At 67.1% G+C, this 13,279-nt stretch carries 12 protein-coding genes and 2 tRNA genes; 12 read left to right on the forward strand and 2 right to left on the reverse strand.

The window, feature by feature from the left end; genetic code table 11:
- The 12 genes from DBY63_RS24560 to DBY63_RS24615 all read left to right on the forward strand — a co-directional run.
- Window positions 1–1,317, forward strand: a 1,317-nt coding sequence (locus DBY63_RS24560; RefSeq protein ID WP_146750275.1) for a FimV/HubP family polar landmark protein, incomplete at its 5' end; no start/stop codon positions are given.
- A 71-nt stretch (window positions 1,318–1,388) separates the two neighbouring features.
- Complete coding sequence (gene truA, locus DBY63_RS24565; RefSeq protein WP_007158660.1) at window positions 1,389–2,240, forward strand: tRNA pseudouridine(38-40) synthase TruA; 852 nt, start codon at window positions 1,389–1,391, stop codon at window positions 2,238–2,240.
- 54 nt (window positions 2,241–2,294) lie between these two features.
- On the forward strand, window positions 2,295–2,924 hold the full coding sequence (locus DBY63_RS24570; RefSeq protein ID WP_074582808.1) for a phosphoribosylanthranilate isomerase: 630 nt from the start codon (window positions 2,295–2,297) through the stop codon (window positions 2,922–2,924).
- A 210-nt stretch (window positions 2,925–3,134) separates the two neighbouring features.
- The gene (gene accD, locus DBY63_RS24575; RefSeq protein ID WP_007158658.1) at window positions 3,135–4,004 is read left to right on the forward strand and encodes an acetyl-CoA carboxylase, carboxyltransferase subunit beta; all 870 of its coding nucleotides are present in this window, start codon (window positions 3,135–3,137) and stop codon (window positions 4,002–4,004) included.
- Window positions 4,004–5,296 (forward strand): bifunctional tetrahydrofolate synthase/dihydrofolate synthase, encoded by a 1,293-nt coding sequence (gene folC, locus DBY63_RS24580; RefSeq protein ID WP_108583045.1) that lies wholly within the window; start codon window positions 4,004–4,006, stop codon window positions 5,294–5,296. Before accD ends, folC begins: the two co-directional genes overlap by 1 nt.
- Before the next feature lie 3 nt (window positions 5,297–5,299).
- A complete protein-coding gene (locus tag DBY63_RS24585) occupies window positions 5,300–5,965 on the forward strand; it encodes an SPOR domain-containing protein (protein ID WP_027599653.1) in 666 nt (221 codons plus the stop codon).
- A 54-nt stretch (window positions 5,966–6,019) separates the two neighbouring features.
- On the forward strand, window positions 6,020–6,565 hold the full coding sequence (locus DBY63_RS24590; protein ID WP_007158655.1) for a CvpA family protein: 546 nt from the start codon (window positions 6,020–6,022) through the stop codon (window positions 6,563–6,565).
- Window positions 6,566–6,646: 81 nt separating this feature from the next.
- A complete protein-coding gene (gene purF / locus DBY63_RS24595; RefSeq protein WP_007158654.1) occupies window positions 6,647–8,155 on the forward strand; it encodes an amidophosphoribosyltransferase in 1,509 nt (502 codons plus the stop codon).
- Window positions 8,156–8,165: 10 nt separating this feature from the next.
- On the forward strand, window positions 8,166–9,377 hold the full coding sequence (locus tag DBY63_RS24600; protein ID WP_027599652.1) for an O-succinylhomoserine sulfhydrylase: 1,212 nt from the start codon (window positions 8,166–8,168) through the stop codon (window positions 9,375–9,377).
- Window positions 9,374–10,141, forward strand: a complete 768-nt coding sequence (locus DBY63_RS24605) for an SDR family oxidoreductase (protein WP_027602056.1) — start codon at window positions 9,374–9,376, stop codon at window positions 10,139–10,141. Before DBY63_RS24600 ends, DBY63_RS24605 begins: the two co-directional genes overlap by 4 nt.
- A 79-nt stretch (window positions 10,142–10,220) precedes the next feature.
- Window positions 10,221–10,296, forward strand: a tRNA-Val gene (locus tag DBY63_RS24610).
- Window positions 10,297–10,334: 38 nt separating this feature from the next.
- Window positions 10,335–10,411, forward strand: a tRNA-Asp gene (locus DBY63_RS24615).
- Window positions 10,412–10,550: 139 nt separating this feature from the next.
- Here the strand turns inward: DBY63_RS24615 and DBY63_RS24620 are convergent.
- Together DBY63_RS24620 and kdgR are read right to left on the reverse strand one after the other, a co-directional pair.
- Entirely contained in the window at window positions 10,551–12,176 is a 1,626-nt protein-coding gene (locus DBY63_RS24620; RefSeq protein ID WP_108583046.1) for a methyl-accepting chemotaxis protein, read from the reverse strand.
- Window positions 12,177–12,354: 178 nt separating this feature from the next.
- Window positions 12,355–13,137, reverse strand: coding sequence for a DNA-binding transcriptional regulator KdgR (gene kdgR / locus DBY63_RS24625; RefSeq protein WP_108583047.1), 783 nt, complete (start codon window positions 13,135–13,137; stop codon window positions 12,355–12,357).
- Window positions 13,138–13,279: the final 142 nt, after the last annotated feature.

Below are 13,279 nucleotides of genomic sequence, written 5' to 3' on the forward strand. Positions count from 1 at the left end.
AGCACCCCGGCCACCGAGCCGACCGAGGCCACCAACAGTTTCCTCGACGAGATCCTCAGCAATCCGCTGTGGCTGGGCATCATCGGCGGCAGCGCGCTGCTGGCGCTGCTGGTGCTGCTGATGATCAACTCGCGCCGCAATGCCGTGAAGGAGGCGGAGCGAGAGCGCGACGCCGAAGCCGCGCGCAGCGATACGGTGTTCGACGCCGATCCCGAACTCGGTGATCACCATGCGCTCGCCGGCCTGGAATTGAGCCAGGGTACCCAGGACGCCGCGCGAGACGCCGATGCCCAGGACGATGCCCTGGGTCAGGCCGACATCTACATGGCCTACGGTCGCTTCAGCCAGGCGGCCGAGGTGCTCAAGAAGGCCAGCGACCAGGAGCCCCATCGCGCCGATCTGCGCCTCAAGCTCATGGAAGTCTATGCCGAGATGGGCGACAAGGATGGCTTCCAGCGCGAAGAGCGCGAACTCAAGGAGATCGGCGGCGCCCAGCCGGCGGTCGAGCATCTCAAGTCGCGCTATCCGGCCATGGCCACCGTCGCGGTAGCCTCCGCTGCGGTCGGCGCGGCTGCCCTGGCCGCCGCCCACGAACTGAGCGAGGAGCAATCCCGCAACCAGGGCTTCTCGGCCACCGAGGACAGCCAGGACTTCGATCTGTCCCTGGATGACTTCGGCAGCGAGGACACCCAGGGTCATCAGCCTGCCGGTCCGGCCGAGGAGCCGCTGTTCGGCGAGGCCTTCGCCGATGCCCAGGCCAAGGCGGCCGATCCGCGCGACGATTTCGACTTCGATCTGAATTTCGATGCCGAACCCGCGGCCACTTCGGCGGCGACTCCCGCCGCCAAGGACGACGACTTCGCCCTGGACTTCAGCGAATTCGAACGGCAGGGCGACCTGGCGCACGAGGAGCCTCTTGCGGATTCCAGTGCCGGCTCGGCCTTCGACGAGCCGCTGGCGCCGCCGGCGACCTCGACGACCGACGCCGAATTGCCCGCGAGTTTCGATCTGTCCGACTTCGACGACGAGCAGCCGGCGCCCAAGCGCGAAAGCGACGAGGAATTCGCCGCCCGCCTGCAGGAGGCCTCCCGCCAGTTCGATGCGGAGACCACCAGCGGCACCACCGGGGGCGATGGTCTGGACGACTTCGACTTCCTGTCCGGCGAAGACGAGACCGCCACCAAGCTGGACCTGGCGCGTGCCTACATCGACATGGGCGATCCGGAAGGTGCTCGGGACATCCTCGACGAGGTGCTGGCCGAGGGTAACGCCGGGCAACAGCAGGAAGCGCGCGAGATCATCGCCCAGCTCAGCTGAGGCTGGCCGGACTTGGCAGAGGAGGGGAGGCGCTATAAGCTGCCTCCCCTTTTTTTCGCCTGGCCGTCGCCTTGGATTTTCTAGACCCCACCATCATCGTCCCGCCGCAGCGCATCGCGCTCGGCGTCGAGTACAAGGGCGCCCGCTATCGCGGTTGGCAGCGCCAGCAGCCGGGCGTGCGCTCCGTTCAGGAGACCCTGGAAGACGCCCTGTCCGAGGTCGCCGCGGCGCCCATCGCGCTGCATTGCGCCGGGCGTACCGACTGTGGCGTGCACGCCACCGGCCAGGTGGTGCATTTCGAGTCCCCGGTCGCGCGGCCACTCAAGGCCTGGGTGATGGGCACCAACGCCAATCTGCCGTCCGACATCAGCGTCACCTGGGTCAAGCCGGTCAGCAACGAATTCCATGCCCGTTTCAGCGCCATGGCGCGGCGTTACCGCTATGTGATCTATAACGATCCGATCCGGCCTGCGCACCTGGCGGAGGAGGTCACCTGGAATCATCGTCCGCTGCGCATCGAGCCCATGCGCGAGGCAGCCCAGGTGCTGCTCGGTACCCATGATTTCACCTCCTTCCGGGCCAAGGCCTGCCAGGCCAAGTCGGCGATCAAGACCATCCACCACCTGCGCCTCTGGCAGAGCGGGCGGCTGATCGTGCTGGACATCCGCGCCAACGCCTTCCTGCATCACATGGTGCGCAACATCGCCGGGGTGCTGATGGCGGTGGGCTGTGGCGAGCGACCGGTGGAGTGGGTCGCCGAGGTCCTGGCGGCGCGGGAGCGGCGCCTGGGTGGCGTAACCGCCCATCCCTACGGCCTCTACCTGGTGGACGCCGAATATCCCGAGAGCACGCCGGTGCCCAAGCGGCCGCTGGGTCCGCTGTTCCTGGGGCATATCCCCGAGCTGGATGACCCCCAAGGCTGACGCTGCGCGGGTGGTCTGCTAACATCCATCGATTTGGAACGAGGTCATTCCGGTTTGGCTAACGTTCGAGTGAAGATCTGCGGGATCACCCGGGTCGAGGATGCGCTGGCCGCCGCGGCCGCCGGCGCCGATGCCATCGGCCTGGTGTTCTATGCGCGCAGCCCACGGGCGGTGAGCGCTGCCCAGGCGCGCCAGATCGTCGCGGCGCTGCCGCCCTTCGTCACCAGTGTCGGGCTCTTTGTCGATGCCTCGCCCTGCGAGATCGAGGAGACGCTGGACGCCGTGCCCCTGGACCTCCTGCAATTCCACGGCGACGAGACCCCGGCGCAGTGCGCCCGGTATCGCCGTCCCTATATCAAGGCCCTGCGCATGCGCGAGGATATCGACCTCGCCGCCATCTCCCGGGACCATGCCGGCGCCCGCGGGCTGCTGCTCGACACCTATGTCGCCGGCGTACCCGGTGGGACAGGGCAGGCCTTCGACTGGACGCGGGTACCCCGGGATCTGTCGCTGCCGCTGATCGTGGCCGGTGGACTGGACGCGACCAACGTCGCCACCGCCATCGCCGCGTCCCGCGCCTATGGCGTGGACGTGAGCGGCGGCGTAGAGCAGGCCAAGGGCATCAAGGATGCCGCCGAGATCGTGCGTTTCGTGGCGGCCGTGCGGGGTGCGCCGGTCGCCTGATGTGACCCTCGTCGGGTGGTTGCCGTCCACACCTGCGACATATTCAAGCAGATCCGCCCTGGTGGGCCTGCCGTCCGACTCCCCGGGAGTCGGCATGAGACAACAGGGTAGCGGCCCGGGCAACAGCGGGCGCTGCCGAACCTATTACAGATGCTCAAGGAAGGCGCGGCCGCGGTCGCGCTGGGAGCCCATGCAAGTGGAGAGAGATGCATGAGCAATTGGCTGGTCGACAAACTGATTCCTTCCATCATGCGGTCCGAGGTGAAGCGCAGTTCGGTGCCGGAAGGTCTTTGGCACAAGTGTCCGGCCTGCGAAGCGGTCCTCTACCGTCCGGAGCTGGAAAAGAACCTGGACGTGTGCCTGAAGTGCGGTCACCACATGCGCATCAATGCGCGACGCCGCCTGGACATCTTCCTCGACGCCGAGGGTCGTGAAGAACTGGGTACCGAGCTGGAGCCGGTGGACCGCCTGAAATTCCGCGACAGCAAGAAGTACAAGGACCGTTTCACCGCCGCGCAAAAGGAAACCGGCGAAAAAGACGCCCTGATCTCCATGCGCGGCACCCTCAAGGGCATGCCGGTGGCGGTCTGTGCTTTCGAATTCTCCTTCATGGGTGGCTCCATGGGCGCCGTGGTCGGCGAGCGCTTCGTGCGCGCGGCCAACGTGGCCCTGGAAGAGCGTTGCCCGCTGATCTGCTTCTCCGCCTCGGGTGGTGCGCGGATGCAGGAAGCGCTGATCTCGCTGATGCAGATGGCCAAGACCTCCGCGGTGCTGGCGCGTCTGCGCGAAGAGGGCATCCCCTTCATCTCGGTGCTGACCGATCCGGTCTATGGTGGCGTCTCCGCGAGTCTGGCGATGCTGGGTGACGTCATCGTCGCCGAGCCCAAGGCGTTGATCGGCTTCGCCGGTCCGCGCGTGATCGAGCAGACCGTGCGCGAAAAGCTGCCGGAAGGCTTCCAGCGCAGCGAATTCCTGCTGGAGCACGGCGCCGTCGACATCATCGTCTCGCGCAAGGAATTGCGTGATCGCCTGGCGCGTCTGCTGGCGACCTTCCAGCACCAGCCGGTACCGGCGGCCTGATGGCTTCGCGCAGCCTCGCGCAGTGGCTGGCCTATCTCGAGCAGCTGCATCCGTCGGCGATCGACATGGGCCTGGACCGGGTGCGCGAGGTCGCGCAGCGGCTGGGTCTGACCCGGCCGGCCCCGCGGGTGGTGACCGTGACCGGCACCAACGGCAAGGGCTCCACCTGCGCCTTTCTCGCCAGTCTGCTGCGCGCCAGCGGACAGCGGGTCGGCGTCTATGCCTCGCCGCATCTGGTGCGCTACAACGAGCGCGTCGATGTGGACGGCACCCTGGCCAGCGATAGCGATCTGTGCACCGCCTTCGCCGCGGTGGAAGCCGCGCGGGGCGAGATCAGCCTGACCTATTTCGAAGTGGGTACCCTGGCGGCCTTCTGGCTGTTCGAGCGTGCCCGGCTGGACGTCGCCATCCTCGAAGTCGGTCTGGGCGGACGCCTGGACGCGGTCAATCTGATCGACGCCGATCTGGCGCTGGTCACCAGCATCGGCCTCGACCACGCCGAATGGCTGGGCGACACCCGCGAAAGCGTCGCCGTGGAAAAGGCCGGTATCTTCCGCGCCGGCAAGCCGGCCCTCTGTGGCGATCTGGAGCCCCCCGCGCCACTGATCCAAGTCGCCGAGCGCCTGGGTGCTCCCTTGCTGCTGCGCGGCGAAGCCTTCGACCTGCAGATCGAGAGCGCCGGCTGGTTCTGGCGCGGGCGCGATGCCCAGGGCAACGCCCTGGCGCTGCCCGGTCTGCCGTTGCTCGACCTGCCCATGGAAAATGCCGCCCTGGCCTTGCAGGCCTACGCCTTGCTCGACCAGCCCTGGCTGCCGGAGCAGATCGCCGCGGCCCTGCAGGCGACGCGCATGACCGGACGACTCGATCGCCGCCAGGTCGAGCGGGCAGGGGAGACCCGTAGCGTCCTGCTGGACGTGGCCCACAATCCCCACGCCGCCGAGTACCTGGCCCGGCGCCTGGCCATGAAGCCAATCGCCGGCGTGCGTCGCGCGGTATTCGGCGTTCTCGCCGACAAGGACCTGGACGGCATCCTGGCGCCCCTGGAGGGCCTGTTCGCCAGCTGGGCGGTGGCGACCCTGCCGACCCCGCGCAGTCGCGACGGGGCCGAGGTGGCCGCACGCCTGGCTGCACGCGGTGTCCAGGCCGAGGCCCATGCCTCCCTGCTGGCCGCCTTCGAGGCGCAACTGGCCGCCAGTGCGGCCGACGACGAGGTGGTCGTGTTCGGCTCCTTCTACAGCGTCGCCGAGGTGCTCGCGCAGCTCTCTTCCCCATCCGAATCCGCGGAGGCATAACCCATGCTCAAGCAAAGAGTCATCGGAGCGCTGGTGCTGCTGGCGCTGATCATCATCTTCGTGCCCATGCTCTTCAATCGCCAGGACGACGCCCGCAAGGTGGCGGTCGAGGCGCCGCCCCAGCCGGCCGCACCCACGGTGCCCGCGACCGAGGTGCAGCCGGTGCAGACGCCCGAGGCGCCGCCCGTGGTGGTGGTACCGGACGAGCCGGCCAAGCCGCTCGGCAAGCCGCAGACCCCCATTGCCGGTACCGCCGGCCAGGCGCCGACGCAGAATGCGCCGGTAAGTCCCGCGCCTGCCCAATCCCAGCCTGCCGCGCCGGTCGCCAAGGCGCCCGCCACCCCTGCACCCGTCGCCAGCGCGCCGGCAGCACCCGCAGCTACACCGGCGCCGGCGGCCAAGCCGGACTCGCGGCTGGGCGCGGCCAATCTGCCCAACAGCTGGTCGGTCCAGCTCGCCAGCCTGTCGTCCCGGCCCAGCGCCGACGCCCTGCAGGCCAAGCTGCGCAGCCAGGGCTACAACGCCTATGTGCGCACCGCCGACGGCATGAATCGCGTCTTCGTCGGGCCGGTGATAGAGCGCAGCGAGGCGGATCGGCTGCGCGATCAGCTCAACAAGCAGAATGGCGTCAAGGGTTTCGTCGTGCGCTTTCAGCCGGAGCGCGGTTAACCCGGTCACAAGGCTCTGCTAGAATGCAGGGCCTTTTTGTAAGTGGACCTTGCCGTGGGCTTCACCTGGGTGGACTGGGCGATCGTCGCCGTTGTCATCGTTTCCAGCCTGATCAGTCTCAGGCGCGGCTTCGTCAAGGAAGCGTTGTCACTGGCCACCTGGATCGTTGCCGGTGGCGTGGCCTGGGTCTTCGGTGGGGCACTGTCCACCTATCTGGTCGACTATATTCAGGTGCCGTCCGGGCGAGTGATCGCCGCCTGTGTCATTCTTTTCGTGCTGACGCTACTCGTGGGTGCCCTGGTGAGCTTCTTGCTTGGCGAACTGATCCGCGTCACCGGATTGTCGGGCACCGATCGCTTTCTCGGCATGGCCTTTGGCGCTGCCCGCGGTGCCTTGCTGATCACAGTGGCCGTGGGGCTGTTGAGCCTGGGGCCGGTCCAGCAGGATGGCTGGTGGCAGCAGTCGGTGCTGGTTCCACATTTTCTGCTGGTGGCCGATTGGTCGAAGAATCTGCTGTTGGGCTTTGCCGGCCAGTGGCTGGGCGCGACGCCCATGCCCAGTCTGCAACTGCTGCCGCAGCTGGGGCCCAAGGCTCCTTGAACGCTTTTCCAGGCCTCGCCTTGCGGGGTCATCCTGCGATGGTCCGCCGTCGCATCACTTGAAACAGTGGGGTCGCGTCACATGTGTGGCATCGTAGGTATCGTGGGCAAGACGAACGTCAACCAGTCTTTGTACGACGCGCTCACCGTCCTTCAACATCGCGGTCAGGATGCCGCCGGTATCGTCACCAGCCTGGACGGTAAACTCTTCCTGCGCAAAGACAACGGCCTGGTCCGCGACGTCTTCCAGCAGCGGCACATGCAGCACCTGGTCGGCCATATGGGCATCGCCCACGTGCGCTATCCCACCGCCGGCAGCTCCAGCTCCGCCGAGGCGCAGCCGTTCTACGTCAACTCGCCCTATGGCATCACCCTGGCGCACAACGGCAACCTGACCAACGTCGAGCAGCTGTCCCGCGAGATCTACGAATCCGATCTGCGCCACGTCAACACCACCTCCGATTCCGAGGTGCTGCTCAACGTCTTCGCCCACGAGCTGGCGGTGCGCAACAAGCTGCAGCCGACCGAGGACGACGTCTTCGCCGCGGTCTCCGAGGTTCATGAGCGCTGCCGTGGCGGCTACGCCGTGGTGGCCATGATCACCGGCTACGGCATCGTCGGCTTCCGCGATCCCAACGCCATCCGTCCCATCGTCTTCGGCCAGCGTCACACCGAATACGGCGTGGAGTACATGATCGCCTCCGAGAGCGTCGCCCTCGACGTACTCGGCTTCACCCTGATCCGTGATCTGGAGCCGGGCGAGGCGGTGTACATCACCGAAGACGGTCGCCTCTACACCCGCCAGTGCGCGCAGAATCCGCAGTATGCGCCCTGCATCTTCGAGCACGTCTACCTGGCGCGTCCGGATTCCATCATCGATGGCATCTCGGTCTACAAGGCGCGCCTGCGCATGGGCGAGAAGCTCGCCGAGAAGATCCAGCGTGAGCGCCCCGAGCACGACATCGATGTGGTCATCCCGATTCCGGACACCAGCCGTACCGCGGCGCTGGAGCTGGCCAACCACCTGGGCGTCAAGTTCCGCGAGGGCTTCGTCAAGAACCGCTACATCGGCCGAACCTTCATCATGCCCGGCCAGGCCGCGCGCAAGAAGTCGGTGCGCCAGAAGCTCAACGCCATCGAACTGGAATTCCGCGGCAAGAACGTGATGCTGGTGGACGACTCCATCGTCCGCGGCACCACCTGCAAGCAGATCATCCAGATGGCCCGCGAAGCCGGCGCCAAGAAGGTGTACTTCTGCTCGGCGGCCCCGGCGGTGCGCTTCCCCAACGTCTACGGCATCGACATGCCCAGCGTGCACGAGCTGATCGCCCACGGCCGCACCACCGAGGAAGTCGGCGAACTGATCGGCGCCGACTGGCTGATCTACCAGGATCTGCAGGACCTGCAGGAAGCCGTGCGTACCCGCAAGGCACCCAAGGTCGAGCAGTTCGACTGCGCGGTGTTCGATGGCGAGTACATCACCGGCGACGTCGATGCCGCCTATCTGAACCGGATCGAGCAGGCGCGCAACGACGCGGCCAAGGTCAAGCACAAGGCGGTCAGCGCCATCATCGATCTTTACAACGACTAAGGAGCTGCACATGAGCCAAGACTGGGATGCCGGACGCCTGGACAGTGATCTCGAGGGCGCGGCCTTCGAGACCTTGGCGGTGCGGGCAGGGCAGCAGCGCTCGCCGGAAGGCGAGCATGGCGAAGCCCTGTTCCTGACCAGCAGCTACGTGTTCCGGACCGCCGCGGATGCCGCGGCGCGCTTCGCCGGCGAGGTGCCGGGCAACGTCTATTCGCGCTACACCAACCCCACGGTCCGTACCTTCGAGACCCGCATCGCGGCCCTGGAAGGCGCGGAGCAGGCGGTGGCCACCGCCTCGGGCATGTCGGCCATCCTGGCCATGGTCATGAGCCTGTGCAGCGCCGGTGACCACGTGCTGGTTTCGCGCAGCGTGTTCGGCTCCACCATCAGCCTGTTCGAGAAGTACTTCAAGCGCTTCGGCATCGAGGTGGACTATCCGCCGCTGGCCGATCTGGACGCCTGGCAGGCGGCCTGCAAGCCCAACACCCGGCTGTTCTTCGTCGAGTCGCCGTCCAATCCCCTGGCCGAGCTGGTGGACATCGCCGCCCTGGCCGAGATCGCCCATGCCCAAGGCGCGCTGCTGGCGGTCGACAACTGCTTCTGCACCCCGGCGCTGCAGAAGCCGCTCGCGCTGGGTGCCGACATCGTCATCCATTCGGCGACCAAGTACATCGACGGTCAGGGTCGTGGCATGGGCGGCGTGGTCGCCGGTCGTGCCGAGCAGATGAAAGAGGTGGTGGGTTTCCTGCGTACCGCAGGGCCAACCCTGAGTCCCTTCAACGCCTGGCTGTTCCTCAAGGGCCTGGAGACGCTGAAGATCCGCATGCAGGCGCACAGTCAGACCGCACTGGAGCTGGCACGGTGGCTGGAAGGCCAGCCCGGCGTCGAGCGGGTCCACTATGCCGGCCTGGAAAGCCATCCGCAGCATGAGCTGGCGTGCCGCCAGCAGAGCGCCTTTGGCGCCGTGGTGAGCTTCGAGGTGGCCGGTGGGCGCGACGCCGCCTGGCGCTTCATCGACGCCACCCGGATGATCTCCATCACCACCAACCTGGGCGATACCAAGACCACCATCGCCCACCCGGCGACGACCTCGCACGGGCGACTGTCGCCGGCCGAGCGCGCCAATGCCGGGATCAGCGACAGCCTGATCCGCATCGCCGTGGGTCTCGAAGACCTGGGCGATCTGCGCCAGGACCTGGCCCGCGGACTGGCGGCGCTATGAGTCTGACGTTCGCACCGGTAGAGCTGCGTGTCGCCCTGGTCACCGGCGCGGCGCGTGGGATCGGGCTGGGTATCGCCGCCTGGCTAATAGCCGAAGGCTGGCGGGTAGTGGTGGCCGATATCGAGCAGGAGCGCGGCGCCAAGGTGGCCGCCGCACTCGGCGAGCGCGCCTGGTTCGTGGCTCTGGACGTGGCTGACGAGGGTCAGGTGGAGGCCGCCGTGGCCCAGGTGATCGGCCAGTTCGGTCGGCTGGACGCCCTGGTCAACAACGCCGGTCTCGCCACCGCCCAGGGCCAGCCGCTGGAAAGCCTGGCGCTGACCGAGTGGCGCAAGGTGCTCGGGGTGAATCTGGACGGACCCATGCTGATGGCCAAGCATTGCGCGCCCTATCTGCGCGAGCAGCAGGGCGCCATCGTCAACATCGCCTCGACCCGCGCCCGGCAGTCCGAGCCCCACAGCGAAGCCTATGCCGCGAGCAAGGGCGGGTTGCTGGCCCTGACCCATGCCCTGGCCGTCAGCCTGGGCCCGGAAGTGCGGGTGAATGCCCTCTGCCCGGGCTGGATCGATGCGCGCGATGCCCATGTCCGCGAGGCCGAACCGCTGTCCGCCGCCGACCACGAGCAGCATCCGGTCGGACGGGTAGGGACGGTGGAGGACGTGGCGGCCTGCGTGGCCTGGCTGCTCGGCGGCAACGCCGGTTTCATCACCGGCGAGGCCATCACCCTGGACGGTGGCATGACCCGCAAGATGATCTACCTGGAATAGCGCCCGTAAAAAATAAAATTGGAAAAATCCTTGACGGATCAAGGGGCTACGAGGAGAATGCGCGTCACCCGAAGGGGATGGCTGATTAGCTCAGCTGGGAGAGCACCTGCATCACACGCAGGGGGTCGGCGGTTCGATCCCGTCATCAGCCACCAAACTCTTCGGGAAGTGTTCCGCAAGGTGCACGCAATGCGCGGCGGTAGTTCAGTCGGTTAGAATACCGGCCTGTCACGCCGGGGGTCGCGGGTTCGAGTCCCGTCCGCCGCGCCATACGAGTCGTTCCGGGTCCTCTGAACTACCTGAACGACGCAAGAGAAGCTGCCCTAGGGCAGCTTTTTTTGTGCCTGGAGAAAAGGCCGGCCGATCCTTCGCGGACTGGCGCCGTTTTGGCGGCCAGCGCCGGCCCCGGTCAAATCACGAATTCCGCCACCACCTGACGGAGACCGGCCGCCAGGCGCGACACCTCGTTGCTGGCGCTGGAGGTCTGGCTGGCGCCCGCGGCGGTCTGGTCGGACAGGTCCTTGATGCTGATCAGCCCCCGGTCGATGTCCTTGGCCACCAGGGCCTGTTCTTCGGCGGCCGTGGCGATCAGCGCCGTACGCTCGTCGATGCCGCCCATGGCTCCGGCGATGGCCAGCAGGGCGCCATTGGCTTCCCGGGCAACGGCCAGGGATTGCTCGGCGGTCTGGCTGCTCTGCTGCATGGCCTTCACCGCGTCCGTCGAATCCTGCTGGATGGTGCCGATCATGGCCTCGATCTCCCGCGTCGACTGCTGGGTGCGGTGGGCGAGGGCGCGAACCTCATCCGCGACCACGGCGAAGCCGCGACCCTGATCGCCTGCGCGTGCCGCTTCGATGGCGGCATTGAGCGCCAGCAGATTGGTCTGCTCGGCGATGGCGCGGATGACGTCGACCACGTTGCTGATGGCCTGGGCGCGTCCCGACAGCGTCTGGATCTGGCCGCTGCTCTGATCGACCTGGGTAGCCAGCCGTTCGATGGCGGTCAGGGTCGCGGCCACGTGTTGCAGGCCGGCCTGGGTCAGGGTGCTGCCCCTTTGCGAGGCGCCGGCGCTTTCCTCCGCGTGGCGCGCCACCTCGTCCACCGCGGCGCTCATTTCCGTCACCGCGGTGGCCACCTGGCCGATCTCGTCGTTTTGTCTGAGCAGGCCGCGATTGCCAGCGTCGATCACCGCAGTCATCTCCTCCGCGGCGGCGGCCAACTGACTGGAACTGTCCGCCAGATGGGCCACGGTATCGCGCAGATTGGCCTGCATGTCGGCCAGGGCGGTCAGCAGGCCGGCGGCCTCGTCGCGGCCCGTGACCTGGATGTCTTCGGCAAGATCCTTGTTGGCGATCCGCTGGGCGATGCGCAGGGCTTCGCCGATGGGCAGGGTGATGCTGCGCGTCAGCAGGAAGGCCAGGGCGATGGTGGCCAGCAGGGTGGCGAGGATCAGCCCCGCGACCCAGGCCAGGCCGTGGTCGTAGATCCGTCCCGCTTCGATGCCCGAGGCGACGGCGCCCCGGTCATTCAGCGCGGCCAGGTTTTCGATCTGCGCCTGCAACTGGTCGGCGGCCGCGCGCATGCCGCCGTTGGCCAGGGCCTCGGCGCCTGGCAGATCCCCCGTGCGGTAAAGGGTCTCGAAGCTGTCCAGCAGGCCCAGATAAGCCGTGGCCCCGTCCTGCACCGCCTGGTACAGCCGTTGCTCCGCATCGCTGGACACCAGGGGCGCATAGTCCTTTACCCCGGTGGCGAAGTGGCTGCGCAGATCGACCAGGGCCGTGGCCATTTCCGGCTGGCGCGCGGGGTCCCGGGTGCCCAGGGCTCTCAGGCTTTCGAGGCGCAACCTGAGCAGCGCCGCAGTCATCTGGCCGGCCTGGCGAACGCTGGGCATCCAGTCCGTTTCCACCTCGATTTCCGACTGCCTAAGTTGCCGCATCTGGATCAGGGCGATAGCCCCGAGCGCGATGACGATTGCTACGATAACCGAGAAGGCCAAGGCCGACCGGCGACCCACCTTGAGTGTGCGCATCATCATGACAGTCACCGTGAGGGTAGCCCCGGCGGGACACCGGGTTGGAGTTGTGATGTGCATCACACGCTATAGGGGGTGGCTTAGCGGCGGCTTAAGGCCGAGCCGGCCATAGGACCATTGGTCTGACTATGGCTGGACGCTCGAATCAGTGCCCTCGTGGGAGCGACGATCCCGGGCGGTGCTAGCTGGCCGGGGCACCCATCTGCGCCGAGATGCGCGCCGTGGTGGCGAGCATCTGCTCGACGTACTCGGCCTCGAGGTCTTCGCGGAAGCGGAAGCAGGGAAAGGACACGCTCAGGCCGGCGATGACCTGGCCGAAGCGATCGCGGATCGGCGCCGCCAGGCACCTCATGTTGGCCTCGAATTCCTCGTGGTCTTCGGCGAAGCCCAGCTCACGCACCCGCGCCAGTTCCGCGAGGTAGGCGGTCAGGCTGTCGAGGGTGTTGGGCGTGCGACGGACAAAGGTTTCCTGGGCGAGGATCTGCCGCACCTCGGCTTCTGGGCGCCAGGCCATCAGCACCTTGCCGATTCCCGTGCAATACAGCGGAGCCCGCCGACCGATGCGTGAATACATGCGCAGGGTGTAGCGCGAATCGAGCTTGTGCACATAGACGATGGCGCCCTCGTCGAAGATGCCGAGGTGGACGGTCTCGCCGGTGAGGTCGTTGAGCAGGCGCATGCCTGGTTCGGCTTCGCGGACCAGCTCCAGCTGGGGCAGGGCGCGGGCGCCCAGTTCGAACAGCTTGACGCTGAGGCGGTAGCGGTCTTCGGCGTCCTGCACCACATAGCCCAGGGCCTTGAGCGTCTGCAGGAAGCGGTGGACGGTGCTCTTCGACAGGTCCAGTTGCTGCGCCAGCTCCGAGACGCCGCAGTCGTCCTCGCGCTCGCCGAGGGCTTCGAGCACCGCCAGGGTGCGCCCGACGGCGCTGACCATGTCATTGCCGAGTTGCTGATTCTTTTCCATGGGACCGCCGGTCGCCTGGTTGCCGGAACACTGTTCCATTCTGATTGACGGATGCGGGAAAGGCCAGCAACACTGTCCGCCAGCGAATGGAACAACGTTCCAAAGCATTTCGCGCGTAAGGGTCTTCTCTCACCGCTGGCAG

The organism is Pseudomonas sp. RIT411 (assembly GCF_003057735.2).
In the GTDB taxonomy this organism is placed as follows: domain Bacteria; phylum Pseudomonadota; class Gammaproteobacteria; order Pseudomonadales; family Pseudomonadaceae; genus Chryseomonas; species Chryseomonas oryzihabitans.